The organism is Chloracidobacterium sp. N, from assembly GCF_018304765.1.
In the GTDB taxonomy this organism is placed as follows: domain Bacteria; phylum Acidobacteriota; class Blastocatellia; order Chloracidobacteriales; family Chloracidobacteriaceae; genus Chloracidobacterium; species Chloracidobacterium aggregatum.
In genome coordinates, this window is sequence record NZ_CP072642.1 from 1,845,588 (window position 1) to 1,870,531 (window position 24,944).

Annotated in this window: 21 protein-coding genes; 8 read left to right on the forward strand and 13 right to left on the reverse strand. The window is 60.8% G+C overall.

Going from position 1 to position 24,944, the window contains the following annotated elements:
• Positions 1 to 15: 15 nt before the first annotated feature.
• The 3 genes from J8C05_RS07640 to dcd all read right to left on the reverse strand — a co-directional run bounded on the left by J8C05_RS07640 (position 16) and on the right by dcd (position 2,267).
• On the reverse strand, positions 16 to 258 hold the full coding sequence (locus J8C05_RS07640; RefSeq protein ID WP_041569722.1) for an acyl carrier protein: 243 nt from the start codon (positions 256 to 258) through the stop codon (positions 16 to 18).
• 87 nt (positions 259 to 345) lie between these two features.
• Positions 346 to 1,671, reverse strand: coding sequence for a dihydroorotase (locus tag J8C05_RS07645; RefSeq protein ID WP_211421645.1), 1,326 nt, complete (start codon positions 1,669 to 1,671; stop codon positions 346 to 348).
• Between the two features lie 8 nt (positions 1,672 to 1,679).
• Positions 1,680 to 2,267: a dCTP deaminase gene (dcd, locus tag J8C05_RS07650; RefSeq protein WP_407062684.1), complete on the reverse strand. Its 588-nt coding sequence runs from the start codon at positions 2,265 to 2,267 to the stop codon at positions 1,680 to 1,682.
• Positions 2,268 to 2,337: 70 nt separating this feature from the next.
• On the opposite strand from dcd, the gene J8C05_RS07655 reads away from it, so the two are divergent.
• The 3 genes from J8C05_RS07655 to J8C05_RS07665 all read left to right on the forward strand — a co-directional run bounded on the left by J8C05_RS07655 (position 2,338) and on the right by J8C05_RS07665 (position 5,658).
• Positions 2,338 to 3,555 (forward strand): hypothetical protein, encoded by a 1,218-nt coding sequence (locus J8C05_RS07655; RefSeq protein WP_211421646.1) that lies wholly within the window; start codon positions 2,338 to 2,340, stop codon positions 3,553 to 3,555.
• 17 nt (positions 3,556 to 3,572) lie between these two features.
• Entirely contained in the window at positions 3,573 to 4,019 is a 447-nt protein-coding gene (locus J8C05_RS07660) for a YybH family protein (RefSeq protein WP_211421647.1), read from the forward strand.
• Between the two features lie 148 nt (positions 4,020 to 4,167).
• Positions 4,168 to 5,658: an ABC1 kinase family protein gene (locus J8C05_RS07665; protein ID WP_211421648.1), complete on the forward strand. Its 1,491-nt coding sequence runs from the start codon at positions 4,168 to 4,170 to the stop codon at positions 5,656 to 5,658.
• On the opposite strand, the gene J8C05_RS07670 is transcribed toward J8C05_RS07665, so the two are convergent.
• The 3 genes from J8C05_RS07670 to J8C05_RS07680 all read right to left on the reverse strand — a co-directional run bounded on the left by J8C05_RS07670 (position 5,646) and on the right by J8C05_RS07680 (position 7,957).
• Complete coding sequence (locus J8C05_RS07670; RefSeq protein ID WP_211421649.1) at positions 5,646 to 5,951, reverse strand: Os1348 family NHLP clan protein; 306 nt, start codon at positions 5,949 to 5,951, stop codon at positions 5,646 to 5,648. The genes J8C05_RS07665 and J8C05_RS07670 overlap by 13 nt on opposite strands.
• Positions 5,932 to 6,825: an MbnB/TglH/ChrH family RiPP precursor modification enzyme gene (locus J8C05_RS07675; protein ID WP_211421650.1), complete on the reverse strand. Its 894-nt coding sequence runs from the start codon at positions 6,823 to 6,825 to the stop codon at positions 5,932 to 5,934. The genes J8C05_RS07670 and J8C05_RS07675 overlap by 20 nt, the downstream gene beginning before the upstream one ends.
• A gap of 76 nt (positions 6,826 to 6,901) precedes the next feature.
• Positions 6,902 to 7,957: a TIGR04222 domain-containing membrane protein gene (locus J8C05_RS07680; protein WP_211421651.1), complete on the reverse strand. Its 1,056-nt coding sequence runs from the start codon at positions 7,955 to 7,957 to the stop codon at positions 6,902 to 6,904.
• Positions 7,958 to 8,326: 369 nt separating this feature from the next.
• Here J8C05_RS07680 and lon point away from each other — a divergent pair, with 369 nt between their 5' ends.
• Genes lon through J8C05_RS07695 form a run of 3 tightly spaced genes read left to right on the forward strand, consistent with a single transcriptional unit; the run spans position 8,327 to position 11,930 of the window.
• On the forward strand, positions 8,327 to 10,762 hold the full coding sequence (gene lon, locus J8C05_RS07685; RefSeq protein ID WP_246840682.1) for an endopeptidase La: 2,436 nt from the start codon (positions 8,327 to 8,329) through the stop codon (positions 10,760 to 10,762).
• Positions 10,759 to 11,463, forward strand: coding sequence for a TlpA family protein disulfide reductase (locus tag J8C05_RS07690; protein ID WP_211421652.1), 705 nt, complete (start codon positions 10,759 to 10,761; stop codon positions 11,461 to 11,463). Before lon ends, J8C05_RS07690 begins: the two co-directional genes overlap by 4 nt.
• On the forward strand, positions 11,463 to 11,930 hold the full coding sequence (locus J8C05_RS07695) for a PaaI family thioesterase (protein ID WP_014100040.1): 468 nt from the start codon (positions 11,463 to 11,465) through the stop codon (positions 11,928 to 11,930). The genes J8C05_RS07690 and J8C05_RS07695 overlap by 1 nt, the downstream gene beginning before the upstream one ends.
• 33 nt (positions 11,931 to 11,963) lie before the next feature.
• Here J8C05_RS07695 and J8C05_RS07700 read toward each other — a convergent pair whose 3' ends face one another.
• Positions 11,964 to 12,788, reverse strand: coding sequence for a hypothetical protein (locus J8C05_RS07700; protein ID WP_211421653.1), 825 nt, complete (start codon positions 12,786 to 12,788; stop codon positions 11,964 to 11,966).
• 157 nt (positions 12,789 to 12,945) lie between these two features.
• Here J8C05_RS07700 and J8C05_RS07705 point away from each other — a divergent pair, with 157 nt between their 5' ends.
• Both J8C05_RS07705 and J8C05_RS07710 read left to right on the forward strand, forming a co-directional pair.
• A complete protein-coding gene (locus J8C05_RS07705) occupies positions 12,946 to 13,179 on the forward strand; it encodes a zinc-binding dehydrogenase (RefSeq protein WP_246840683.1) in 234 nt (77 codons plus the stop codon).
• Between the two features lie 118 nt (positions 13,180 to 13,297).
• Entirely contained in the window at positions 13,298 to 14,965 is a 1,668-nt protein-coding gene (locus J8C05_RS07710; RefSeq protein WP_246840764.1) for a hypothetical protein, read from the forward strand.
• Between the two features lie 52 nt (positions 14,966 to 15,017).
• Here the strand turns inward: J8C05_RS07710 and J8C05_RS07715 are convergent, their stop codons facing one another.
• From J8C05_RS07715 to rodA, 6 genes are all read right to left on the reverse strand, one after another.
• Positions 15,018 to 16,271 carry a glycosyltransferase family 39 protein gene (locus J8C05_RS07715; protein WP_211421654.1) on the reverse strand — a complete coding sequence of 418 codons (1,254 nt, stop codon included), beginning with the start codon at positions 16,269 to 16,271 and terminating at the stop codon, positions 15,018 to 15,020.
• Positions 16,264 to 17,361, reverse strand: a complete 1,098-nt coding sequence (gene ribB, locus J8C05_RS07720) for a 3,4-dihydroxy-2-butanone-4-phosphate synthase (RefSeq protein WP_211421655.1) — start codon at positions 17,359 to 17,361, stop codon at positions 16,264 to 16,266. The genes J8C05_RS07715 and ribB overlap by 8 nt, the downstream gene beginning before the upstream one ends.
• A gap of 413 nt (positions 17,362 to 17,774) precedes the next feature.
• Positions 17,775 to 19,124 carry a nitrogenase component 1 gene (locus J8C05_RS07725; RefSeq protein ID WP_211421656.1) on the reverse strand — a complete coding sequence of 450 codons (1,350 nt, stop codon included), beginning with the start codon at positions 19,122 to 19,124 and terminating at the stop codon, positions 17,775 to 17,777.
• A 141-nt stretch (positions 19,125 to 19,265) separates the two neighbouring features.
• The gene (locus J8C05_RS07730; RefSeq protein ID WP_211421657.1) at positions 19,266 to 20,243 is read right to left on the reverse strand and encodes a deoxyhypusine synthase family protein; all 978 of its coding nucleotides are present in this window, start codon (positions 20,241 to 20,243) and stop codon (positions 19,266 to 19,268) included.
• A gap of 119 nt (positions 20,244 to 20,362) precedes the next feature.
• The gene (locus J8C05_RS07735; protein WP_211421658.1) at positions 20,363 to 23,365 is read right to left on the reverse strand and encodes an Rne/Rng family ribonuclease; all 3,003 of its coding nucleotides are present in this window, start codon (positions 23,363 to 23,365) and stop codon (positions 20,363 to 20,365) included.
• Between the two features lie 407 nt (positions 23,366 to 23,772).
• The gene (gene rodA, locus J8C05_RS07740; protein ID WP_211421659.1) at positions 23,773 to 24,918 is read right to left on the reverse strand and encodes a rod shape-determining protein RodA; all 1,146 of its coding nucleotides are present in this window, start codon (positions 24,916 to 24,918) and stop codon (positions 23,773 to 23,775) included.
• Between the last annotated feature and the right edge of the window lie 26 nt (positions 24,919 to 24,944).

Genomic DNA, 24,944 nt, shown 5'->3' on the forward strand with positions numbered 1-24,944 from the left:
TGTGGAACGCACAGTCTATCCGAGCTTGGACTGGATGTAGCTTATTGCATCCTTCACGCTCAGGATCTTCTCGGCGTCCTCATCAGGAATTTCGAGTCCGAAGTCTTCCTCGAAACGCATGACGAGTTCGACCGTATCGAGTGAATCCGCACCCAGGTCCTCGATGAACTTGGCCTCCGGGGTCACTTCACTTTCATCCACGCCGAGTTCCTCGACGATGATAGCTTTGACTTTCTCTTCAACGGATTGCTCTGCCATGAGCGAATGCATCCTCTCTCTTCTTCAGTATTTGGCGTGTGCCGGCCCGTGACGGAAGCACACCGGCACACGAAAAATCGGCGCACGTTAACTTGTCCCGTGGTCTGCCGCAACCGTTTCGGCAAGCACAGGCGGCAGCAGAACACTCCGCCGCTCGCCACCCACCACCACCATGACCGGCGCGCCTTTGAGCCGCCAGCCATCGAAAGGGCAGTTGCGCGCTTTCGACTGCCACTGACGCACATCCACCACCGTTTCGCGGTGGATGTCCAGTATTGTCATATCCGCCGGGCAGCCAATTTGCAACGTCCCACCAGGCAGGTTGAAGGCACGCGCCGGGCCGGTCGAAAACAGCTCAATGAGGCGCGGCAACGGAATGCCCTGCCGCCAGTGAAGCCGGTCAAGCATCAGGCTTACGGCGCACTCCAGTCCCACCACCCCGAAGGACGCGTGCAAAAGCACCTGGTCCTTTTCCAGCGTTGTGTGCGGCGCATGGTCGGTCGCCAGACAAGTCACCGTGCCGTCAGCCACACCTTCCAGCAGGGCTTCGACATCCCCGGCCGTACGCAGCGGCGGATTCATCTTGGCCAGTGGCCCCAGCGTCAAGACAGCGGATTCATCAAGCGTCAGATGATGCGGTGTAACTTCACAGGTAATCGGCAAGCCCTCGGCGCGGGCGCGCCGCACCAGTTCCAGCGAACCGGCCGTGCTCAGATGGGCAATGTGAATGTGCGCCCCCGTCAGGCTGGACAACACGACATCCCGCGCCACATCCACTTCCTCGGCGGCGCGCGTCATCCCCCGTACGCCCAGGCGCGTGGACACAGCCCCTTCATTGATGACACCGCCAGCCGCCAGGTCACGATTTTCACAGTGATCAATGACCGGCAATCCAAAGTCGCTGGCATATTCCAGCGCCCGTCGCAACAGGTTGGCGTTGGCAATCCCATGTCCGTCATCCGACAGGGCCACGACCCCGGCCGCCGCCATCCCGCCAATATCCGCCAGGGCTTCCCCCTGTAATCCCTTGGTCACAGCGCCAATGGGATACACGCGGCATGCGGCGGCTTCCTGCGCCCGGTCGAGAATGTAGCGCGTGACCAGCGGCGAGTCGTTGACCGGCGAGGTGTTCGCCATGCAGCACACGGCCGTGAAGCCGCCGGCCACAGCCGCGCGTGTTCCGGTAGCTATCGTTTCCTTCGCCGTAAAGCCCGGCTCACGCAGGTGCACGTGAACGTCAATGAACCCCGGCGCCACGACCAACCCAGTCGCATCCACCAGTTCCGCCTGTGGAGGGATGTCCAGATTTGGCCCCAGTGCTGCAATGCGGCCGTCCACCACCAGAACATCCATGACCGCATCCAGGTTTTGCGAGGGATCGCAGACGCGGCCGTTCCGAATGACGAGTGCCATGCGCTTGCCTAAACCTTGGCCAGGGTCAATCCGGTCTGATGCTGATACTTGCCCGCGCGGTCACTGTAGGAAACGGCGCATTCCTCGTCCGACTCGAAGAAGATGATCTGAACGAATCCTTCTTCGGCATAGAGCCGGACTGGCAGGTTGGCCGCATTGTACAGCTCGATGACCAGCCGCCCCTTCCAGTCGGCTTCGAGGGGCGTGGTGTTCTGAATCAGCCCACAACGCGCATAGGTGCTTTTTCCAAGGGCAATCGCCGTGACGTTGCGCGGCATCTGGAACTGCTCAATGGTCACCCCCAGCGCATAAGAGTGGGGCGGCAGCAACCAGTAGCAACTGCCGTCGGCCGCCGTTCGCAGCGGAATGTCGAGCAGGTTGTCGGGATTGAAGTTTTTGGGGTCCACTTCCGTCCCCTGAATCGGAGAAAAGACCTTGAACTCATCCCGCGCCAGACGACAGTCATAGCCATAGCTTGACAGCCCACAGCTTATGATGCGCCGGTCTTCGACCTGCCGGATGAGCCGCCGCTCAAAGGGCGAAATCAGGTTATACTCTTCGCACATGCGAAGGATCCACTTGTCCGACTTAATCACGGTTGGTTTCCACAGCGTGTGACAGCATGGTGAGGTACAAAGGCGGTTCGTAACCCTGAGACCCGATGATATGGCAGTTCATCCCACCCGACTCAAGCTCTTTCTTGCCGTCGCCGGGCTGATGCTCCTGATGAGCCATGCCCTGCGCACCACAATCCTCGCCGGGACGGGCGGGAACAACCCTGCCTTGCAGCGTCCGCGCTCGGTGGAAACTTCGGAAAACCAGACCGGCCCGCTGTCGGAAGTGGGCTTTTACCGTCTTGTCCAGCGTGTGCGCCAGGGACAAATCACCACTGACGCGGCCATCCGGGAGTTGCGCCAACGTGGCATCGCGTTTGAAGTCACGGACGAAGTTCTCGACCGCGCCCGTCAGCTCGGCGCGCCCGGGGCACTCATCACGGCCCTGGTCGAACTGACGTTTGCCCCCTCTCAACCATCGCCAAAACCATCCCCAACGGCGCGTCCCAAACCCACCCGTACCATACCTTCGGGTAGTGCCCCTGCCACCCCGGAACCACCCCGCGATCAGGAAGACCCACCTGACAACGAGCCGCCGGCCTCATCTGAAGACGAAACGGCACGTCTCAGCCAACTGCCACTCATCGAGCAGGCCCGGTTTCATGCCCTGCGCAGCGCCGATGACCTCCCGGATTTTATCGTCACCCAAACCATCCGCCGCATGGTGCGGGATGGTCGCGGCCAGTGGCAAACGCGCGACACCCTCGAAACGGAAGTCCGGGTCGAGGGCGGACGCGAACGGGTCGAACTGCTGTCCATCAACGGACGCGCCACCCAACGGCGCTATGAAGACGTTGGCGGCGCGACTTCCGTTGGCGATTTTTCCGGTCAGCTTGCCGCGCCGTTCCTGCCCAGCACCAACACCCGGTTCCGCGAAGCCAAACGGGAACGCTACCGGGGGCGCCTCTGTCGCGTGTATGACTTCGTCGTTCCCCGGGCCAATTCCGGCTACACCCTCACCGTACGGCTCTCCGACGGCACACCGCAGCGCATTCAGGTCGGCTATCAGGGCAGCCTGTGGATTGACGAAGCCACCAAGCGCGTGCTGCGCATCGAACATACGGCAACCGATATTCCGCCGGGCTTTCCCATGTCACAGGTCGAATCCGCCGTGGATTACGACTGGGTCACGATTCTCGGCAAGAACTACTGGATGCCGCTGACGGCCGAGACCATCCAGGTGAGCGATGCCTATCGCCAGGCCTTTCGGAATGTCAGCGAGTTTCGGAACTACCGAAAATTCGAAGGCGACGTCAAAATCATCGAGTGAAAACCACCCTGAATCCCATGCCTTTCCGACCGCTTGCCTCGTGTTTCTGTCTGCTCTGGTTTCTGCTTGGCGCAAGCCCTGCTCCGGCGCAGCCGCCATCGTCCGTGACCGCCATCCGTACGCTGCTCGACAACCAGGCAGCCGCCTGGAACCGGGGCGATCTGGAAGGTTTCATGGACGGTTACTGGCGCTCGCCGGAACTGACCTTCGTTTCCGGAACGACCGTGACCAAGGGGTGGGAAGCGACGCTGGCGCGCTACCGGCAACGCTACCAGTCCGAAGGACGCGCCATGGGAACGCTTGACTTCCAGGACCTTGTCATCGAGATGGTCGGGCCGCGCGCGGCACTCGTACGCGGGGCCTGGCGGGTCGTACTTCCCGAACAGGTCGCTTCCGGGCGCTTCACCCTCCTGGTACGGCGCTTTCCCAACGGCTGGCGCATCGTTTATGACCACACTTCCTGATGCTCAGGCGCCCTGCCGCCAGCCGGCCAGTGACGGCGCCAGTGACGGCAGCCGTCGGCTTTTGTCGCTTTTGCCCATAGGATGAGTTTGCTATAACGGGCGGGGAAGGCCCATCCGGTGAACCCCGCACCGGTGGCATGTGACCTCGATGAACCGTACCCTGCCCGCAGACTTCTCCATCTCACCAAACGTTCACCCACCGGTTGTCCCCACGCGGCGGGGGGTCTGGAGTTGGCTTCGCCACTGGCAGCGAACGCTTTTTATCGTGTGGGTTCTGGGGCGCTTCGCCTGGATGCTGTACCGTGACCTCCGGCGCGCCCGGACCCATTCGGACGGCAATCTGGCGGCACTTCCAACGGAAAAACTCGAAGCCCAGGCAGCCCGGCTGCGCGAACAGCTCATCCGGCTCGGCCCGACGTTCATCAAGATCGGGCAGGCACTGGCCACCCGCGCCGACCTGCTGCCGGTGCCGTTCATTCAGGAACTGGCCAAGCTCCAGAACCGTGTGCCGCCGTTTCCGAACAGTGAAGCCTTCGCCATCATCGAGAGCGAGTTGGGCGCGCCCGTCAGCCAGCTTTTCCACACCGTTGACCCGGAACCCGTTGCCGCCGCCAGTCTGGGACAGGTCTATCGCGGCGTCCGGCACGACGGGCAGGAAGTGGCCATCAAGGTGCAACGCCCCAACCTCGTGGTGCGCATCAGCGAGGATGTGGACATCCTGCGCCGTATCGCCCGGTGGATGGCCAACTCGAAGCGGCTCTTCAAAGGCAACGACTGGGTTGGGATGATTGATGAGTTCGAGCGCACGATCTATGCCGAACTCGATTATCGCAACGAAGGCCGCAATGCCGAACGCTTCCGGCAAAACTTCGCCGACTGGCCGCGGGTCCACGTGCCGACCATCTTCTGGGAACAGACGACCTCGCGGGTCCTCACTATGGAGTTCCTGCGCGGCATCTGTGTGACCGATCTGGAAGGGCTGGCTGCCGCCGGCATTGACGCCAAAGAAGCCAACGAGCTGATGTATCGCACCTACTTCAAGCAACTGCTTGAAGACGGCTTCTTTCACGCCGACCCGCATCCGGGCAACATTCTCATGCTGCGCGACGGACGGCTGGCCTTTTTCGACTTCGGCATGGTCGGGCATATCTCCCCGACCCTGCAAAGCCAGATGGTCAGCGCCTTCTTCCACCTCATCGAACGCGATGCGCCGGGCATCGTCCGGGATTTGGTCGGGCTGGGATTTCTTTCGCCTGAAGCCGACATGGAAGAGTTTGCGCGCGTCGTCGAAGACCTGTTCCGGCGCAAACTCGATGTCAACCTCTCGGAAGTCCGCTTCAAGGACCTGACTTACGACCTGGGCGACATCATCTACCGCTACCCCTTCTCGACGCCCGCCTCATTCACCTTCATCATCCGGGCGCTGATGACTCTGGAAGGCATCAGCATCACCATGAACCCGCGTTTCAACTTCCTTGAAGTTGCCATGCCCTATGCGCGCGATTTCCTGTTCCGGCGCGAAAGCGCGCAACTGCGGGAGAAGGTCTGGGCCAGCCTGCACGATGCCCGTAATGGGAAGCTCAACTGGACGCGCGTGTGGAATCTGGCCCGGACGGCGCTGGCGCTCTATTTCGCCTGAAGGGTTGTCCGTCGGCGGTGCCGCCACTCCGCCCAGCGATCACGCCACCACCGCCGCCAGCGGGTTCGCCATCCCTGCCGGCGTTTGTACTCCGCCTTGTAGTCGAGCTTTTTGGCAAACACCCGCGCAGCCAGCTCCAGCCCCGTCAGATCAATCGCCGCCAGCGCCGCGCATTCTTCCGGTGACAGCCCAAAGGTGCTGGCCGTGTTTTCCGGCGCGGCCAAAAACTGCTCCCGGAAAACTTCATCGGCATAGAGCCGCGCCAAAAAGGCTTCAAAGTGTGGCGACGACATCGGTGCGTACGTTCTGGTTGGCGTTCCGGTCGGCGCGCCCCCGTGCCAGGGCAGCGCGCGCAGCATCGAGTTCATCCAGAAGCTCGGCAAAGGGTGGATAGTCGCCGTCGCGCTCCAGGATGACAACCAACGGCTGGTAAGCCCGCCGTGCCACTTCTGTCAGCAGGTCAAACACTGGCTGGGGCGTCGCATGGCGGTGGTCGTCAAGCAGCCGCCGCCCCGGAAAGCGCGTCGCCTGCACCCACTTCCCGCCTGCCAGGTGAATGTAGCCAACCCGTTCCAGGGGCAGCCGGGCGATGGCTTCACGGGGGTCAAAATCGAAGTTGCAGGCGTTGGCGTACAGGTTGTGCAGGTCGAGCAGTAAACCGTTTTCCGTGGCGGCCAGGATACCTTCCAGCCAGGTCACTTCATCGAGCGCACTGCCGGGCGGCTCGATAATGGTGGAGATGTTCTCAACCAGTGGGGGGCTGCCGACAATGGTGCGTGCGGTGGTGAGATTGCGTGCCGTACCCTCGATGGTGGCAGCCGTTCGCGGCGGCGCGGCCAGGTGGCCGACTTCAACGCCGCCGCCACGTACAAAGGCGAGATGCTCCGACCACAGCCATGGCTCGACCTCGCCGATGAGGCGTGCCAGGTGGTCAAGCCGGACGGGATCAACCGGGGCAGTCGAGGCCAACCCCAGGGAAACACCGTGCAGCACCAGTGGCGACTGCCGCCCCAGCCAACGTAAAGCCTGCCGATCTTTGCGGGGCGCATCGAAGTAGTCGTCAGCAATGACTTCTATCACTTCGATGCGCTCAAGGTTCGCCATGATGTCGGCTGCCAAAGGGGCACGCCACCCCAGACCGACGCGATCAAGCCGGGTTTCCATCATATTCAGCCGCCACCACCGGAGATTCAGCCATCACACAACCGGGCGCCCGGTGAAATCCGGGCAACCCGCCCAAGACCTAGCTACAACCGCCACAGCCACCGCCGCAACTGCTACAACTGCCGCCGTCGCTGCTGCACGAACTGCTGCAGGAACTTCCACAGGATGAGCTGTCGGTCGGAGCTTTGGGGAAGGCTTCCCGGACTTCAGGAAAAACCTCCGCCGGCAGAGCCGCGACACCATAGACACCGGCCAGCAGGGCAATCTGCGCCATCGAGGCGTTGGCTTTGAGAGCGGCAGCTTGGGCGCGCATCCCTTCAAACAGCGATTCCAGTGACTTCACAACATAGTCGCCAAAGCGCATCCGGTAGTCTCCGCTAAAACTCCAGGCCCAGATCGCCGCAACAATCATGATCAGCACGGTAAAGCCGATGTTCCTGTACCCATGCCACACAGCGACACCGATCTTGGCTAAACCGACAACCAGAATAAAGATCAGGGCAAACAGCGCCCGACTGGTACGGGCCTGTTTCTGGGCTTCAGAGGGCAACAAGCCGGCTTTCTCCAACTCTTCCTTGTAAAGGTCATCCACCTGCTGCTTGAGACCGCCCTGCTCGAAGATTTCCTCCGGCTTCCGTGGAGTTGTGAAAAAGCGAAGTACGGCTCTTTCCAGAGGAAATGGCAGCGACTTCGCATCACAGTCCGGCGCGGTCACGAGCTGCTTTTCCTTTTTTTCCGACGACTCGTTCTGCAAAAGCATCAGGTGACGGGCTTCGATGAGGACGGCCGTGGCCACCCGCAGGGCTTCATTGGCTCCCCCGCGCAGGTAGGCCAGTCGGTAGGGGTCAGAAGTATCGAACTTCGTCAGTTCCCTGACCGGCTCGGCGACGATTCGCCGCACATACAGCATCGTGATCACGCCCGCACAAGCCAGCAGGTAAGCCAGCAGAAATCCTGTCTTGGGCAGGCAGATGATGACGACGGTGAAACACAGGAGCAGGGTAAACCAGACAATGACGAACGACCGGACCACCCAGGCGTCGTTGTCTGGAAGAGTTGTCGCTCCATTTGAGGCGGGGGTTACAGATTTCCACGAGTCGGAAGGCTTGGGGGTACTGACCGGGTAGGAACTCATAGGCTACCTCCTGGCATCGAGCCTGCTGTTGTCAAGAAGCACATCGGTCTGAGGGGTGATGACCAACGAAACATGACGCAGATAGGCTGGCTTACCGCGGCTTCTCTCAGCTCTGCCATTTACACCACGGTACGCAGGCGATGTGACATCCTTGTTTAAAATCCAAAGACGCCGAAGATTACCCATGGACGGCACCGGAACCGGACGCCCTGGAGCGGCAAAGGCACAGCCGCAGTCAGGGGTGTTTCGTCTTAATTTTCAGACCGACACCGCCCCACACACCACAGTCTCCCGTCCGGGATGACTTTCCCATCCAGCCTGAAACGCGATACCTTACCGGTTTGCCAGGATATGTTCGCTCAAATCACTATGGTCTCCAAAATCCCAAGCGCCAACGTGGCGTTGCCGATGACACACGAGTTATCCGATGAACTCCCGTTGACCAACGAGGAGACAGGCGATATTCCCGACACACTGCCGTTGTTGCCGCTGCGCGACATCGTCGTTTTTCCATTTCTCATTGTTCCCCTTTTTGTACAGCGCGAGAAATCGCAACGCGCCATCGAAAACGCCCTCCCCAACCGGCGTCTGATTGTGCTCGCCACCCAGCGCGATCCAGAGCATGAGGACCCAACCGGCGATGACCTGCACCGGGTTGGTACGATTGCGGCCGTGATGCGCCTGCTCAAAACCGGCGATGGCCGGGTGCGGATTCTCGTTCAGGGATTGGCGCGCGCAACGCTTCTGCGTGTGACCGACGAAGCCGGCTACATGCAGGCGCAGGTGCAAACCATTCCTGAAGCCTCGGTGGAGATGACCCTGGAAGTTGAAGCCCTGGTCCGCGCGGTCAAGGGATTGCTCGAACGGATTGTCACCCTGGGCAAGCAGATTTCTGCCGAAGTGCTCGCCATTGCGGCATCCCTGGATGATCCGGGCCGCCTGGCTGATCTCTGCGCCTCCAACCTCGACGCCAAGCTCAGCGACGCCCAGGCGATTCTCGAAGAAGCCGACCCCATTGCCCGTCTGCGGCGCGTTCACGACCTCATGGCCCGCGAAGTGGGCATTCTCACGGTACAGCAGGAAATCAGCAGCCAGGCCAAGGGTGAGATTGACCGCTCCCAGCGCGAGTTCTACCTGCGCCAGCAGCTCAAGGCCATTCAGCAGGAGTTGGGTGAAGTTTCCGATGCTGGCGACGAAGTGGCGGCCTACCAGGAGAAAATTGCCGAAGCCCGCCTTCCCGAACCGGCGCGGGAAGAAGCGACGCGCCAACTCAAACGCCTTGAACGGCTCCACCCGGACGCCGCCGAGGCGGGGCTGCTGCGGACGTATCTGGATACCCTGCTGGCGCTTCCCTGGAACACCTTTTCGGAAGACCACATTGACCTTCAGCACGTCAAAGCCGTCCTCGATGCCGACCATTACGGCCTCGAAAAGGTCAAGGAGCGCATTCTCGAAGCCCTGGCGGTACGGCGGCTCAAACCGGATACCAAAGGGCTGTTATTGTGTCTGGTCGGGCCGCCCGGCGTGGGCAAGACCTCTCTCGGCCGGTCGGTGGCCAAAGCCATCGGGCGCAAGTTCGTCCACATTTCACTGGGTGGCGTCCACGACGAAGCTGAAATCCGTGGGCACCGCCGAACCTACGTGGGTGCCATGCCCGGACGCATCATCCTTGGGCTTCAGCAGGCCGGGACGAAAAACCCGCTGATGCTCCTCGATGAAGTGGACAAACTGGGCAACGACTTCCGGGGCGATCCGGCCTCGGCGCTGCTGGAAGTGCTTGACCCGGAACAAAACCACGCCTTCCGTGACAACTACTTGGGTGTGCCGTTTGACCTTTCAAAAGTCATGTTCCTGCTGACGGCCAACGTCACCGACACGATTCAACCGGCCCTGCGCGACCGGCTCGAAATTGTGCGGTTGCCGGGCTACACCCAGGAAGAAAAACTCGTCATTGCCCGGCGGCATCTCGTGCCCAAGCAGCTTGCCGAGAGCGGCCTGACCGGCAAGCATCTGGCCATCACGGAAAGCGCCCTGCGGATGACCATTGCCCGCTACACCCGTGAGGCCGGCGTCCGCCAGCTTGAACGTGAAATTGGCAAGCTGTGCCGCAAGGTGGCGCGGCGCGTCGCCGAAGGCGACAGCGGGAAAGTCACCATCACGGCCGCCAATCTGGCTGATTACCTTGGCGTTCCGAAGTTCAAAGCCGACGCCATTTTGTCCCAGGATCGCATCGGCGTGGCCGCCGGATTGGCCTGGACGAGTGTCGGCGGCGACGTGATGCACGTCGAAGCCCTCCTGCTGCGCGGCAAGGGCGGGCTGCTTCTGACGGGCAAGCTGGGTGAAGTCATGAAGGAATCCGCCCATGCGGCACTGTCGTATGCCAAGTCCCGCGCCCGCGAACTGGGTATCGAGCCTGATGTTTTCACGCAGCATGACCTCCACATTCACGTACCGGAAGGCGCAATTCCGAAGGACGGGCCTTCAGCCGGGATCACCATGGCCACCGCCATGGTGTCGGCGCTGTCCCGCCGTCCTGTCAGGCGCACGGTGGCGATGACAGGCGAAATCACCCTGCGCGGCGATGTCCTGCCTGTCGGCGGTATCCGCGAAAAAATCCTGGCCGCGCGGCGGGCCGGCATCAAAACCGTCATCCTTCCGGCGCAGAACCAGCCGGATGTCAGGGACATCCCGGCGGAACTCGTCAAAGGTCTCAAATTCATCTACGTGCAGGAGGTCAGCGAAGTGTTTGCCGCAGCGCTCGGCAAGGCGGCAAAGACTTTGCCGGCCAAGGGAGTCAACAAATGAAACGCAACCACTGGACGCACCTGCTCTGTCTGCTGGCACTGGCGTGGTTCAGCCTGGCGGACGCACCCGCCGTGGCAGTCCCCCGGCACATGGACATGAACACGACGGAAGACGGGCATGAGTACGCCCCGCTGCAAACCGTCAAGCTGCCCTACAAAGACTGGACCTATCCCGGACTCGACGGCCAACCCATCAACCTGCGGACGTGGATGCAGGGCAAGAAACTCGTGCTGGTTGTGTACTTCGCGCCCTGGTGTGGCAACTGGCGCTATGAGGCCGAAGTTCTGTCCCGCCTGCACGCCAAATATCAACCGCATGGGCTGGGCATCATTGCTGTCAACGAATACGGCACTACCGACGAGACCAGGGCCTTTTTTGGTGAAGCCGGTGCGCCTTACCCGGTCGTGGTTGAATCCGAAGACCGCCGCCGGATTGGCGAAACTTCCCATGCGCTGTACCGGCGGATGACGGGCGACTTCCGCACTTACGGTTCCCCCTACAACATCTTCCTTGAGCCGGCAGCAGTCATCGAAACGGGTGAGGTGCTGGCGGAGCAGGTCACCGTCGCCAATGGTGAACTCATCGAAGCCGAGGCCGAGGCGTTCATCCGTAAAAAGCTGGGACTGCCGGCGGCCTCCGGGCCAACAGCGAACCCTTCCCAACCGGACAAGCTAGGCTCACCCCTGTTACGCATGCGCTGATGACCGCCCTGCTGCCGCGTCTGTCTGCCCAGGAACTCAATGACTTGCTGCACAACGCTTTTCCGCTTGTGCCGCCAGGGTTGTTTTGTGTCGAAACCGTAGAACCCATGCGGGTTCGGGTGCGGATGCGCAGGCTCGAAGAGCACATTCGCCCCGGCGGGACGCTTTCCGGCCCGGCGCTGTTTACGCTGGCGGACACAGCACTGTACCTGGTCGTTCTGGCCATGTGCGGCCCCGTGCTGGAAGCCGTCACCAGTGAGATGACGATTCACTACCTGCGGCGTCCGGTCGCGCGCGACGCCATCGGCGAGGCTACCCTTTTGCGATTGAGCCAAAGATCGGCCGTCGGCGAGGTTCTCATCCGTGTTGCTGATGACCCGACACCGGTGGCTCATGCCGTCGGAACTTATGCCCTTCCAAAAAACGCTAGCTCGTTGGGGCAAGCCACCAGCGACAGCTCCGCGTGATGATATTTTTCCTGAAGACTTTGGCAAACCGGGTTACTTTCCGGCTTCTTCAATCCCGACTCTGGTAACAAACAGTACCTTGGGTGATTTGTCGGCATAGGACAGGGAGCTTTTCCACACATAGCCTTTTTCTCCGTCCCGGACGTTGACCAGCAAGCCTTCCATCCTGACCATATCGCACTTCCCAAGTCTGAGAAGAACTTCTCCGATACTCTCATCGGCTGGCAGAAGCGCCAGGTAGCTGATTGAGTTGTTGATTTCCCTGGGATCAATTTCGCCGGGGATGTAGCTGTAGTAAAACTTTTCGGAAATCTCATCAAAGAGAATATTTCTGCAATTGCAGTTACTTCCCATTTGCCGCCACCCGACCCACAACCTGATGGGGGCAATCATTCCAAGCGGGCTGATGAAGTCAATTTCTGACTTCAAGACCCTGGCCCGGATGGCATAGTTGGCTAATGGTACGATTTCATATCCTTTGAACTGGAATGCAGTGGCTTTGGTTTCCGTCTGAAGTGGCTGGTACTTCAGCCCGTACTCTGACTCATCCACCTTCCTGATGGGCGGAGGTGTTTTGCTTACAGCCTCAGTTCTGTTTGCGCTGTTCCGATTTTCCGACAGCTTATTTCCTGCTTCTTCTTTTTCCAAAAGCTCTGAGGCTTGAAGCGAGTCCATGTTGCCGATACTCTTTTTCCAGGTCATCGTTCCGTACGGCAGACAATGGGAGACTAGAAACGTAAGCGCAAAAGGTAAAGCAAAAAGCTGCTGTATTCCCCACATACGGCTACCTCCTAAATCTTGTGTGAAATCCAGGAATTGAAATCTGGAACCGATAGCTGTTTTCAGAAACCAACTCACCGGTTTCTTCTTGCGTGGGAAAACGGCTGCTGTGTTACAGCAATGAAAAATTGGCAAAGATCAACTGGAACACGCCCGGAGAATGCTTCATTGCCCACTTGGATGCCTGCTGGCTTTTGCTTAGGCTGTCCTGAATGGGTCAGCCTGATCGGGGGTATTGTCCGGGCGGACTGGCGAAATTGACATTGCGCCGGTGCTGATGCAGAACATCCGCGTGCAGGGCATCATCGTCGGGTCACGGGAGATGTTCGAGGCGATGAACCGTGCCCTGGAGCAGAACCGGATTCGTCCGGTAGTGGACAGAATCTTCACCCTTGAAGAGACACAGCAGGCGTTTGGGTTGATGGCGCAGGGTGGACACTTTGGGAAAATCTGCATTCGGATGGACTGAGGTGATTTCGATTTTTGGTGGGCGTGAGTTATGGCGGCAAGCCCTTCTGTGGCTTGCCGTTTGTGTTTTGGCGGTGGGGGCTGGGGCGGTGCACCAGTGGCAGACGGGGCGGATTGGGGTGTTGGGGGATTATGCCTACATTGTGGACACGGCATGGCGGATAGCGCAGGGGGAGGTGATGTACCGGGACTTCGGGTTGCCGCACTCGCCGCTGACGTTTCACGTGCAGGCGACGCTGATCAAGGTGTTTGGGTTCAGCTATGGGGTGACGGCGTGGTACTGCACGGTGGTGAACGTGGGGTACGTGCTGCTGACGTACGGGCTGGTGCGGGTTTTGGTGCCGGGGTGGTCTGGGGTGGCGTTGTGTGTGCCGCTGGTATGGCTGGCACCGCACAGTATTTATCCGCATCCGTTTTATGACCCGGACGCCTGTTGGCTGGTGTTGCTGAATCTGAACCTGCTGCACTGGGTGGCGACGCGGCGGGTGGGGGCGGTGGTGGCGTTTTTGGGTGGGGTGACGACGGTGTTGCCGGCGCTGGCGAAGCAGAATGTGGGGTATCCGTATGTGGCGTTGGTGGTGGTGGCGGTGGTGTGGTGGGGGTGGTTGCGTGGGCGGTGGGTAGGTGCTGGGGCGGGCAGCCGGGGAGAGGGCAAGGGGGAGAGCAAGGCAGAGGGGACAGCAGAGCTGGATGTTGTGGGTTTGCGGTGGTTTGGGGCAGGAGTGGTGGTGGGCGTGGTTGGGGCGGCGGTGTGGCTGGGGCTGACCTGTGGGTTGGGCAACTACTGGCGGTGGGTGTTTGCCTCTGCCAGCCGCCGGTTGGCAGACCTGACGTTCATTTTGGAGACTTATGGAAACTATGAGTCGTGGGTGCTGGGTGGGCTGATGGTGTTGGGGTGGTGGCTGTGGCAGCGAAAAGGCGAGGGGGCGCGCCCGTTCTGGGTGGCAACCGCAAGTGCGACACTTTTGCTGGGGCCTTTTGTCGTGGTGAGCGCCATAACCTGGCTCTGCGGACGCTTCTTCGTTGGGTTCGATTATCCGCTGTTGTCGCTGTGGGTTCCGGTCATGATCCTCACGCTGGTCGTTGGATTATGGCAACTGCCGGCAGTCTTGTCGGCGTCACAGCCGGTTCGGACGATGCTCCCGTGGATAGCCGTCATCCTGACGTTCTTTTCATTTCTTTCCCAAGGGCATACCGGATCGTCCTACGGGATATGGGCACTTTTTGTGCTTATGATGGCATATGCAATGCCGCTACCTGGCAAATGCTGGCAATTACTGATGTGTTGGACTTTCGCTACCACCCTGACACTTGCAGCTATTCCCTATGTATATCGCAATATTCGGTTACGCTACATTGACAGGCGCGGAAAAACACTGCAAACCGTTACTTCTGGTTCATTCCGTGGCTTTACAGTTCATGTTCCTCACCTCAGTAACTTTTTTGAACTGTTGGATTTTGTGACTAAATACATTCCCGAATCCGAGCCAGTGGTATGTGTTCCGCAGGAGGATCCGTTTTACGTGATGACAGGGCGACGCAATCCCCTTCCGATGGTCATCTTTGACCGCACAGCTACGCCTCTTTCCCCAGAAGAGATTGTAGAAGAAGCCGAGCGCCGTCAGGTGAAATGGGTGATTGTCAAGCGCGTACTGCAATTTGGTGGCCTTGCAGGAGAGACCAAAGGACTCCCGGAAGTGTTCTCGGAGAAGTACTCAAGGGTGGCACGGCTGAAGGGTTATGACATCCTCTATCGGTCGGCTCCAGCGCAAGTTGATTCCCCCTGAACAGGCAGGCCGTCGCGCTGTCCTTCCGACAAACTTCGATGCCAGGGGAGTTTTATTTCCAACTGAGCAGTGGCCGGGCGTCCGGTCGCCGGAATGAGGCCAACGCCCCTGCCGCCAGGATGATGAAATACACATCCAGGTAACTCCGGTGGCTGGTATGCGCCCAGAAAACCGCCGTGACCACACTGAAAGCCAAGACGTGCGCCACGCACAGAAGCAGCGCCGGCCAGTTTTTCCGGCGTCCCAGAAGCCATAGTCCAACTCCGGCCAGCAGCATCACGGGCACGTAAGACACCCCATAGATGAGCTGTTCCATCCGGCCTTTGACCGGATTGAGCTGCCACCAGAACGCTGCGCCCAGCTTGCGGCACGCTCCCCAGGCAGTCGCCCCCGGATGTGACCGGATATAGGCCCACGCCCGGGCGCGAAACCAGTCGTCAAGGTCCGTTTCACGGCGCGTGGCCCGTTCGACTTCGGCCAGTTCGGCTGGTGTCATGGCAGCCCAGGCCGCCGCCGTGCTGCGGTCAATGCTTTCGACCGGATAATGGGTAAAGGTCTGGGGATTATTCGCTATCCAGAGCGAGTGTCCCAGACGGGTCGTCAGCACCGGACGCCCCACGACCAGCCAGTTGCGCGCCAGCCATGGGAGTAGCACAAACAACAACGCCAAGGCATAGCCGCCAACTACCGGCCACCGCCGGTTTGATGAAATAGCCTGGCAACTCCACCAGAGCCAGCCAAGTGCCAACGGAACAACCGGCGCCAAAGAAGGACGTACGAGCATCGCCACGCCGGTCAGGCTGCCCGCCAAAAGCGCCTGACGCAGTGGATGACTGGATACCGGCACAAGGGCCAGCGCCAGCGTCGCCAGGGCAACGGTTGCCGTGTAGAGTCCTGTTTCCTGAAGCGCCGTGTCATGGACGACAAAGTAGGGATACAGCGCCGTACCTACAGCAGCCAGCCACCCGGCCGGCGCGCTGAACCACAGCCGCGCCAAATGGTAGGCGCACCAGACCGTTACCACGCCAACGGCCGACTGTGCGGCCGCAATGGACAGAAAGTTTCGTTCGCCGCCAGTGACAAGCGCCAGGAATACCGGATACAGCGGCGTCCAGTAGGCGCAGGTGAGCGCGTCCAGACAGAAGGTGTGCTCCCGGACGAGCTTCTGGGCCAGATCGAAATAAAAGCCGTAGCTTTGTTCCCAGAAGGTGGCATCGCCACGCGCCACCCGAACGCCAAAGCGCACCCCACCAGCCAGAAACGCCACGGTGAGGAACCCGGCCAGGTGTCGCCAGCGGTCAGGCATCGAGGGGCACCGTCTCGACAAACACCAGACCAAACCCTTCCAGCGCCGTCAGGCGGCGGGGATGATTGGTGAGCAGGCGGATGCGATGCAGCCCCAGTGCACGCAGGATTTGCGCCCCGGTGCCATAGTCGCGGACGCTCCCGTGAACGACAGATTGACCGTTGGCAATCGCCCGCAGATGCTCCTCCAGGTGCGTTCCGGCATGTTTCTGCCGGAGATAGAGCAGGACGCCACTCCCTTCAGCCGCAATTTTGTCGAGCGCACACCGCAGCCACCGGCCGGCCTCGTCGCTGGCTTCTTCAAACACGTCGCCAAGCAGGGTTTGCGAGTGCACCCGCACCAGCGCGGCCTCTTTCTTTTCGGGTTCTCCCATCACCAGCGCCAGATGCACCTCATCGGTGATGTCACTGCGAAATGTCATGGCGCGAAACCGCCCACTGGGCAGGTTCACTATGGCCTCGGCCGTGCAGCGGACGTGGATTTCATTGGCGAGCCGGTACCGGATCAGATCGGCAACCGAGACGATTTTCAGCCCATGCCGGCGGGCAAACTCAATGAGTTGCGGCAAGCGCGCCATCGTACCGTCGTCATTCATGATTTCGCAAATCACTCCGGCCGGCGTTAGTCCTGCGAGGCGCGCCAGGTCCACGCTGGCTTCCGTCTGCCCCGGACGTACCAGCACGCCGCCACGCCGGGCGCGCAGGGGGAACACGTGGCCGGGACGCGCCAGGTCCTCCGGGCGCGTAGCCGGGTTGACGGCCGTGAGAATCGTCGTGGCGCGGTCGGCTGCCGAAATTCCGGTTGTCACACCCCGTTTGGCTTCGATGGAGACGGTAAAGGCCGTCCCAAACCCGGAGGTGTTGTTGGCGACCTGAAGGGGTAGATCGAGTTCGTCACAGCGTTCTTCCGTCAGTGAAAGACAGATGAGGCCGCGCCCATACTTGGCCATGAAGTTGATGATGTCCGGTGTGACCTTCTCGGCGGCGCAGACGAGATCGCCCTCGTTTTCACGGTCTTCATCATCCACAACGATGACCATGCGCCCGGCCCGGATGTCGGCAATGGCTTCCTCAATAGGAGCAAGTGCCATAAGACTTGGATTTTTCATTTCTCTCTTGTGCGGTGGCTGGCAACGGTGTCATCTCCGTTTGTAGTGTTTGTCCACATCGGACGCAACGCCACCCAACTGATTTCACTCGTTTACCGCTCCCGCCAACAGCAAGAGTGGCGAGTGGTGAGTGGCGATGGTGATAGGAGGTGCCGGCGGAATGTGGAAAAAGCAATCCCTGGCAGCTTTGCGGGCCTGGCCTGGAATGCAGACAGAAAATAGCAGGCGAAGAAGGGCTACCTGCACTCAGGTTTTCAGGCAAAACTTTGGGTGGGAGTCGCCGTTCGGCTGACGCCCACCCTAACCCGACTGAAACAACACCCAACATCCAGCGCAAATGACAACCCTGCTTTCAAAACCAGGTTGCCTGTGCCAGGCCGTGGCCTTACCTCCGCCTAAACACTGGGGACAGCCGTGCCCTCAGTCGGCAATGGCTCGGCTGCTTCTGCGTACTCATCCACATCGGCAAAAAATTCCGTCAGATGCTGGTACGCCGACCGACGCGCAATCGCCTGGCTGACCAGCTCGGCAATCGTCTGCGCCCCCTGCGCCAAAAAGAGCGGGCGGGAAGCAAAAATGTTGGTGAAGTACATGCTCGGAATCCCGCGCTCTTTGGCATAGGCGGCCAGCGCCGTCGTCCCCAGCACCAGGTCCGGCTTGTATTCATCCACGGCAATCACATCCTGGTCGAACGTCTTGCGAAACACGACCGTGGCGCCATGCGCGGCCAGCCACGCCTCGTCTTCTTTTGTAAATGGCGTCTGCCCGATGTTGGTTGACACATAAGGCACCTCCGCACCGGCTTCTATGAGCAGGCGCGCCACCATAAGTTCACTGCCCTCGTACCCCGCGACAATGATGCGTCCCCGCACCGGCGTGCGGGCAAAGACCTCCGCAACGGCCCGGGATTCCGTCTCGGCCAGCGTCGCGACGAGGTCGGAACGGACGTTGAAGGCCTTGCCGATGCGTTCAATCCAGGTACGGGTGCCTTCGACGCCAACCGGCGTGCAGCCCATGGAGGGAATCTTGTACTTCGCCAGCAACGCACAGGTCTTCGTGTAAAACGGATGCAGCGTGACGTTGACCCCGACGCCAAGCACTTTGCGGAAATCCCCAATCGTCCGCGATGGGATGTGGGCCACGAGCCGAATGTCCATCTTTGCCAGCAACTGTTCCAGATACAGCGGATCGGCCGGGAAGACCTCCCCAATGGTCGAGGCCGTATCCGCCTGACGCGGCGGCAGTCCGTCCCGTTCCACCAGGCACTTCAGAAGCTGGGAGGCCGCAATGTCCTTCGCCTCGGCATGGGATTTGACCCCATAGCCCGGCACGTGCATGGGCACGACGAGCGGAAAGGTCGGATCATCTTTGGCGCGGGCGGCATAGTCTTTGGCAATGGCATCAATGGCCAACCCGACCGTTTCCTCATTGCACAGGGTAATCAGCGCAATGACGCGGGGATTGAACTGGGCAATCGTTTCGGCCACGGCCGCCCGCGTCCGGTCTTCAATCCGGCCGTTGGTCAGGTCGGCCGCCGTATAGACCGGCGTCAGCACCGACTTCCGCGCCGCATAAAAGTGCGACACAAAATCCAGACCATACACACAGCCGGCATTGCCAACCAGAATCGGAACAATGCCTTCGACGCGCATCATGACGCGCAGGCTGCCAAAAGCCTGACACATCGAAAGGGGGGCGTGTTTGGAACTACAGGCGTTGATACGTTGCAGAACGTTGAGTTGCATCCGCTTCACAGGCGGGGACGGATGGATCACGGGCCGCGCCAGCCGCGGCCTTGCTTCCAACCTACAGTGTCCAGCCGGCCAAACGAAGGGCGACTTTCCACCTTTTGCCGTAACCTGATACGGCAGCCTGTGGGACTCCGCCTACCAGCCCAGGATGCAGGCAAACATCAGGGGCGCCACAATCGAGGCATCCGATTCAATGATGAACTTCGGCGTCTCGACCGCAAGTTTGCCCCAGGTGATTTTTTCATTCGGGACCGCCCCGGAATATGAGCCATAGGAGGTCGTCGAGTCACTGATCTGACAGAAGTAGCCCCAGACCGGCACGTTTTCCCGGCGCAGGTCCTGGTGCAGCATGGGGACGACGCAAATCGGAAAGTCCCCCGCAATGCCGCCGCCAATCTGGAAGAAACCGATGGAAGCCGTGACGCTGGTTTCGGTGTACCAGTTCGCCAGTTCGATCATGTACTCGATGCCTGTCCGCACCGTGTGCACGTGCTTGATGTCACCGGTGATGCAGTGCCCGGCGTACATATTGCCCAGCGTGGAGTCTTCCCAGCCCGGCACGAACATGGGCAGTCGTTTCTCCTTGGCCGCCAGCACCCAGCTATCTTTCGGGTCAATCTGGTAGTTGGCCTGCAGCCGGGGGTTGTCGAGAATCCGCCAGAAAAACTCGTGCGGGAACAGCCGTTCACCGCGCGCATCGGACGCCATCCATTCTTCAAGAATGAACGACTCGATGCGCCGCATCGCCTCCCCTTCCGGGATACAGGTATCCGTGACCCGGTTGAGATGCCGCTCCAGCAGCGCCTTTTCATCCTGTGGTGTCAGGTCACGGTAGTGCGGGATGCGCTCGTAGTAGTCGTGGGCGACAAGATTGAACACATCCTCTTCCAGGTTGGCTCCGGTACAGGAAATGGCATGCACCTTGTCCTGGCGGATCATTTCGGCGAGGGACAAACCCAGCTCGGCTGTGCTCATTGCCCCGGCCAGCGTCACCATCATTTTCCCGCCGGAGTCCAGATGGCGGCGGTAGGCTTCAGCCGCCTCGACCAGCGCCGCCGCGTTGAAATGGCGAAAATGGTGCTTGATAAAGTTGGTAATCGGTTGTGCATTCATCAGCTCATAACCTCTACAGCACTTCATCCAGCCGCCACAGGGGAAGCGCACCGGGCGTCAACCCGGCGCAGGTATTCCCAACTGGCGCAGGCAGGCCCGCCGTGGCGGCCATCCGTGGCTTACATGAAGGCGAAATCGAAACGTTCCTGGTGAATGTTCGGGTCACTGTGCAGGGTGACAGGGACCCCGAAGCTGAATTCGATTTCCCGCAGCACCCGTGATTCAGCGCCCCGCAGCAGGTCGGCAACCGCCGGACTCACCCGCAACGTCACCTCGCTGAACACCTGGCTCGAAGCGGCCTTTTCCTTGGCGAGATGCTTGGCATCCGACAGAATTTCGTAGCACATCGTCTGTGCCGACTTGATCATGCCGCTGCCGCCGCAGTAGTGGCACGGCTCGCTCAGCATCCGTTCGAGGCTCTGGCGGACCCGCTTGCGCGTAATGGCCACCAGCCCGAAGTCATTGAAGGCCGTAATCTTGGACGGTGACCGGTCAGCCTTCATCGCCTGCTCCAGTACCTGCATGACTTTCTGGCGGTTCCGGCGGTCTTCCATGTCAATGAAGTCCAGGACAATGATCCCGCCCAGGTCACGCAACCGGATTTGGCGGACGATTTCCGCCGCGGCTTCCAGGTTCGTCCGGGTAATCGTGTCCTCCAGACGGTTCGACTTGCCGACGAACTTGCCCGTGTTGACATCAATGGCCACGAGCGCCTCCGTCTGATTGATGACGATGAAACCACCCGACTTGAGCCAGACCCGTGGTCTGAGGGCAGCTTCGATTTCAGGCTGGATGTTGTATTCCTCGAAAATCGGCCGATTCCGCGTGTAGAGCCGCACCCGGTCCACGAGTTTGGGCTGGAAGCGGTTGATGAAATCCACGATGTTGGTGTACTCGCCCGGATCGTCCACCCGGATGACCGAAAAATCACTCGACATGTGGTCGCGCAGCAAACGCTGGACGAGGTCCAGCTCACGGCAGAGCACCGTTCCCGCCCGGGCCTGCTCGGCCCGGCGCCGGATGTCGCGCCACGTGCGGGCCAGGTAGAGCATGTCATCGCACAGGTCCTGCTCCGAACGGCCCTCGCAGGCGGTCCGCACAATGAACCCGCCCGTGACGCCTTCCCGCTCCCGCAACATGGTCATCGTGCGCTTGAGCCGCGCCCGTTCCTGTTCGGTTGAAATCTTGCGCGAAACCCCGATGTGGTTGATGGTCGGCAGATACACGAGGTAACGCCCCGGAAGGGACACATACGAAGTAATCCGGGCGCCTTTGAGGCCAATTGGCTCCTTGGCAATCTGGACGATGATTTCCTGCCCTTCGCGCAGCAACTCCGTAATGGCCGGCTGCCGCCGTGGCAGGTCGAGGTCACGGCGGTCTTCCTTGCGGTCGTCTTTGCGTGGTTCGTCACGGCGGTCATCCCGCGCCGGACGTGCCACCGGACGCGCTTCCCGCCCGGCGCGGAATTCAGTACGTGGTTCGACGGTGCTCTGGGCTTCGATGAGGGAAAGCGACTCCGCACTCACCGGAATCTCACGCACCACCACGGTCGGCTCCTCCGGCACAACCGCGACATTGCCGTTTTCAGGCAGACGGTTGGCGTCGGACTGGTACGACACTTCAGCTTCCAGCGTGGCGCCCGGCTCAGCGGCTTCTTCCGGGCTGTCGCTTCGGTCATCCGACTCCGCCGACTCATCTCCCGGCGCGGCGGTCGCGCGCGCCCCACTGCGCCGCCGGCTCCGGCGGCCACGCCGCGGCGGGAATTCGGCCTGCGACGGACGAACCTGAAGCTGGGCCGTATCGCTCTGGGCTTCTTCTTCATCGGCCTGTTCTTCATCGGCCCGGGCTTCACCCGCTTCGACTTCCCCCCGGAGACTGGCTTCGCCAACGTCCGCCGCCCCAGTTTCCGCCGGCACGGCTTCCGCCGGCGCGGCATCGGCTGTCACGGCGTCCGCTGCCGCCGACAGCAGCGCATCGTCCGTGGTGGGCCCGGCATCCGCCGTGGGTGGCTCAGCAACTGTGGCCGATGGCTCGTCCTCATCGGCAATCCGCTCGTAGCCCAGGGTCAACGGCTCCATGGGTGGCGCCTCATTGGCTTCAACCGGCGCCGGCACCGGCTCTTCGGGTTTGGTGGCCAGTTCTTCGATGCGGGTTTGAGCAATGATTTTCTGCTGGATGAGGGCATCCTTGAGCAGGTCGCCGGCGGCTTCCTCGTAATCTTCGTCGCGCACGCGCTCAAACTGAGCTTCCAGAGCCGAGGGGTTGTCCGCCGGGGTCGCGGATGTCATCAGGGCGGCGACCTCGTCCTCGACTTTCCGGCCGCGGCGACGCGAGGGCTTTTTCTTTTCCTCGCCGATGACTTCTTTGCGCCGGCCGCGCCGGCGTTCACGGGGTGCATCCGGCTCGGTGGACTCCGCCAGCGCCTCCCGCTCGATTTCGAGACTGTCATCCCGCGCTATCGCTTCACCCGTCGCCAACGTTTCGGACGGCTCCACGCGGGAGGAGTCTCCTTCCTGAGCCGTCCGGGCCTCTTCAAGGTCATCACTGACCCGCTCAAACCGGGCCCCGGCGGATTCCAGCAGGGATGACAACAGGGGCGTATCCACCCGGACATCCCCCCCGGCGTCTTCGGCAGACGGGCCATCTTCACCTGGCGCCTCCGGCAAACGTGGGGAGGCTGTTACTTCTTCCGGCTTCAGGGCAACGGCCGCGGCCTCCTCCGGGGCTCCGGTCACAGCCGGACGCCCCGCCGGAACTTCGGGACGGCGGTCACGTCCGCCGCGCCGCCCGTCTATCTCACGCCGTACCGGTTCCGGTGGGCGTTCCGACCGTTCACTCCGCTCAACAGGCAACCGGGGAAGGCTTTCGGTTGTGTCAAGGTCTTCTTCAGTTTCCTCGAAAAAGTCCCCGACATAGAGAAAGGCATCCCGCTCCAGTCCGATGTCCACGAAGGCCGACTGCATTCCGGGGAGAACCTTGCGCACTTTTCCCTTGTAGATATTGCCCACGACGGCTTTGGATTCATCGGCCCGCTCGACGTAAAATTCGACGACGACACCATTTTCCAGAATCGCAACCCGCTTTTCATAAGCGTTCACGCTGATGATCATTTCCTTGTTCATATTTGGAGCTATTCCTCAGATATGTTTCCGTTGTGGCCGTCGCGGCAACGCACAAACGCCGGTGTCATCCTTGACCATCGGCGCGTCGTCCATCTCGCGGCAGCGCCGGCTTGTGTCAGGCAGACCCGCCGGCACACGGCCGGGTCAGGGCCGGTGCGTCCCGGAAAGCCACAGGTATGCTTGCGGATAGCGACGAGAACCAGTCAGCGAATAGGGCAAGGGAAACACGCATCCAGAAGCGCCGGCAGCCAAAACCTGTCGTTGTGCCTGGAATCACCAGTCTGGCATCGCCGGTGAAGTGTTCCAAGCTCACGATGGCCACACCCGGCAACCATCACCGCTGAAACTCCATTGGCGGCGGGTCAAACTTTTTCTTTCATCACCCTCGACCCGGGGGGTATCGTGTCCTAATTCGAGAAGCGCCTTCCGTACACGTTCGCCACCAAACCCAAACTCACGAACGTCATCAACAATGACGAGCCGCCTGCACTCAACAACGGTAACGGTATCCCGATGATGGGAACAAGCCCCACGACCATGCCGAAGTTGACGATGACATGAAACGCCAGAAGCGTCATGTAGCCGGCCAGGACGAGCATTGAAAATCGTTCTCGTGAACGTCCCGCAACGTTGGCAGAGTGTAGTATGACGAAAAGAAGCAGCGCAAGAACCCCCAGAGACCCCACCAGCCCAAACTCCTCGGCAATCACGGAAGCAATGAAATCCGAGTGATGGGCTGGAACAAAACCGCCCTGACTCTGGGTGCCGCCCCGAAACCCGCGTCCCAGAATCCCGCCTGACCCGACGGCAATCATGGACTGCAGGGTTTGATAGCCAAACCCCTCCCGTGTCTGCCGGTCCTGAAGGCGTTCGGGATGAAAAATGGCATTCCAGGTGACGTTGATTCGGTCCCGCTGGTACTGCTTGAGCCGGGGTTCAATCACAAACACAAAGAGCAGCGGGCCGATGACCAGCCCCGTCAGGGCCGACCCCACCACCCACCGTACGGAGATGCCGCTCAAAAAGACCATGACGAGCACCGGCGGGAAGAAGGTCAGGGCCGTCCCGGTGTCCGGCTGCCGGAGTGTCAGCCCGACCGGAATCAGCGTCACGACCGCGACCAGCGCCAGTTGCGGCCACGTCACCCCCTGGATACTGATGGGGCGCAGAATCCGCGCCACCAGCAGGATGGTGCCCAGTTTGGCAAATTCCGAAGGCTGAAGCGTCCCCAACGGCCCAAGCCGAATCCAGCACCGCTGACCATTGATTTTCACCCCGACAATGAGAACGGCGACAAGCAACAGGACCGTGACGGCGTAGATGTATGGCGCAGCATCGAAGACCCGCTGAAAGTTCAGGCGCGTCACCCAAAAAAAGAGGACGTAGCCGATGCTGCACCACAGAAGCTGCTTGAACCAGAACTTCTGATGCCAGTCGGTCGCCTCGCCCGGCGCAGCATCAATGCTGTAGAGCGCCACCAGACTGACCCCACACAACAGGGTCAGCGCTGTCAGCAATGGCCAATCAAAGTCGCGCCAGGGACGTTCCTGCATGTGCCGTACCTGCCTCCTTGGGGACG

Excerpts from the sequence above, each read along its gene's own strand:
- J8C05_RS07725 (WP_211421656.1), bottom strand. The coding sequence starts at position 19,124 with ATGCAACTCAACGTTCTGCAACGTATCAACGCCTGTAGTTCCAAACAC.
- J8C05_RS07660 (WP_211421647.1), top strand. The coding sequence starts at position 3,573 with ATGCCTTTCCGACCGCTTGCCTCGTGTTTCTGTCTGCTCTGGTTTCTG.
- J8C05_RS07735 (WP_211421658.1), bottom strand. The coding sequence starts at position 23,365 with ATGAACAAGGAAATGATCATCAGCGTGAACGCTTATGAAAAGCGGGTT.
- J8C05_RS07690 (WP_211421652.1), top strand. The coding sequence starts at position 10,759 with ATGAAACGCAACCACTGGACGCACCTGCTCTGTCTGCTGGCACTGGCG.
- J8C05_RS07655 (WP_211421646.1), top strand. The coding sequence starts at position 2,338 with ATGGCAGTTCATCCCACCCGACTCAAGCTCTTTCTTGCCGTCGCCGGG.
- J8C05_RS07640 (WP_041569722.1), bottom strand. The coding sequence starts at position 258 with ATGGCAGAGCAATCCGTTGAAGAGAAAGTCAAAGCTATCATCGTCGAG.
- J8C05_RS07680 (WP_211421651.1), bottom strand. The coding sequence starts at position 7,957 with ATGAGTTCCTACCCGGTCAGTACCCCCAAGCCTTCCGACTCGTGGAAA.
- rodA (WP_211421659.1), bottom strand. The coding sequence starts at position 24,918 with ATGCAGGAACGTCCCTGGCGCGACTTTGATTGGCCATTGCTGACAGCG.
- ribB (WP_211421655.1), bottom strand. The coding sequence starts at position 17,361 with ATGGCACTTGCTCCTATTGAGGAAGCCATTGCCGACATCCGGGCCGGG.
- J8C05_RS07670 (WP_211421649.1), bottom strand. The coding sequence starts at position 5,951 with ATGTCGTCGCCACACTTTGAAGCCTTTTTGGCGCGGCTCTATGCCGAT.
- J8C05_RS07665 (WP_211421648.1), top strand. The coding sequence starts at position 4,168 with ATGAACCGTACCCTGCCCGCAGACTTCTCCATCTCACCAAACGTTCAC.
- J8C05_RS07645 (WP_211421645.1), bottom strand. The coding sequence starts at position 1,671 with ATGGCACTCGTCATTCGGAACGGCCGCGTCTGCGATCCCTCGCAAAAC.
- J8C05_RS07715 (WP_211421654.1), bottom strand. The coding sequence starts at position 16,271 with ATGCCTGACCGCTGGCGACACCTGGCCGGGTTCCTCACCGTGGCGTTT.
- J8C05_RS07695 (WP_014100040.1), top strand. The coding sequence starts at position 11,463 with ATGACCGCCCTGCTGCCGCGTCTGTCTGCCCAGGAACTCAATGACTTG.
- J8C05_RS07730 (WP_211421657.1), bottom strand. The coding sequence starts at position 20,243 with ATGAATGCACAACCGATTACCAACTTTATCAAGCACCATTTTCGCCAT.
- lon (WP_246840682.1), top strand. The coding sequence starts at position 8,327 with ATGGTCTCCAAAATCCCAAGCGCCAACGTGGCGTTGCCGATGACACAC.
- J8C05_RS07675 (WP_211421650.1), bottom strand. The coding sequence starts at position 6,825 with ATGATGGAAACCCGGCTTGATCGCGTCGGTCTGGGGTGGCGTGCCCCT.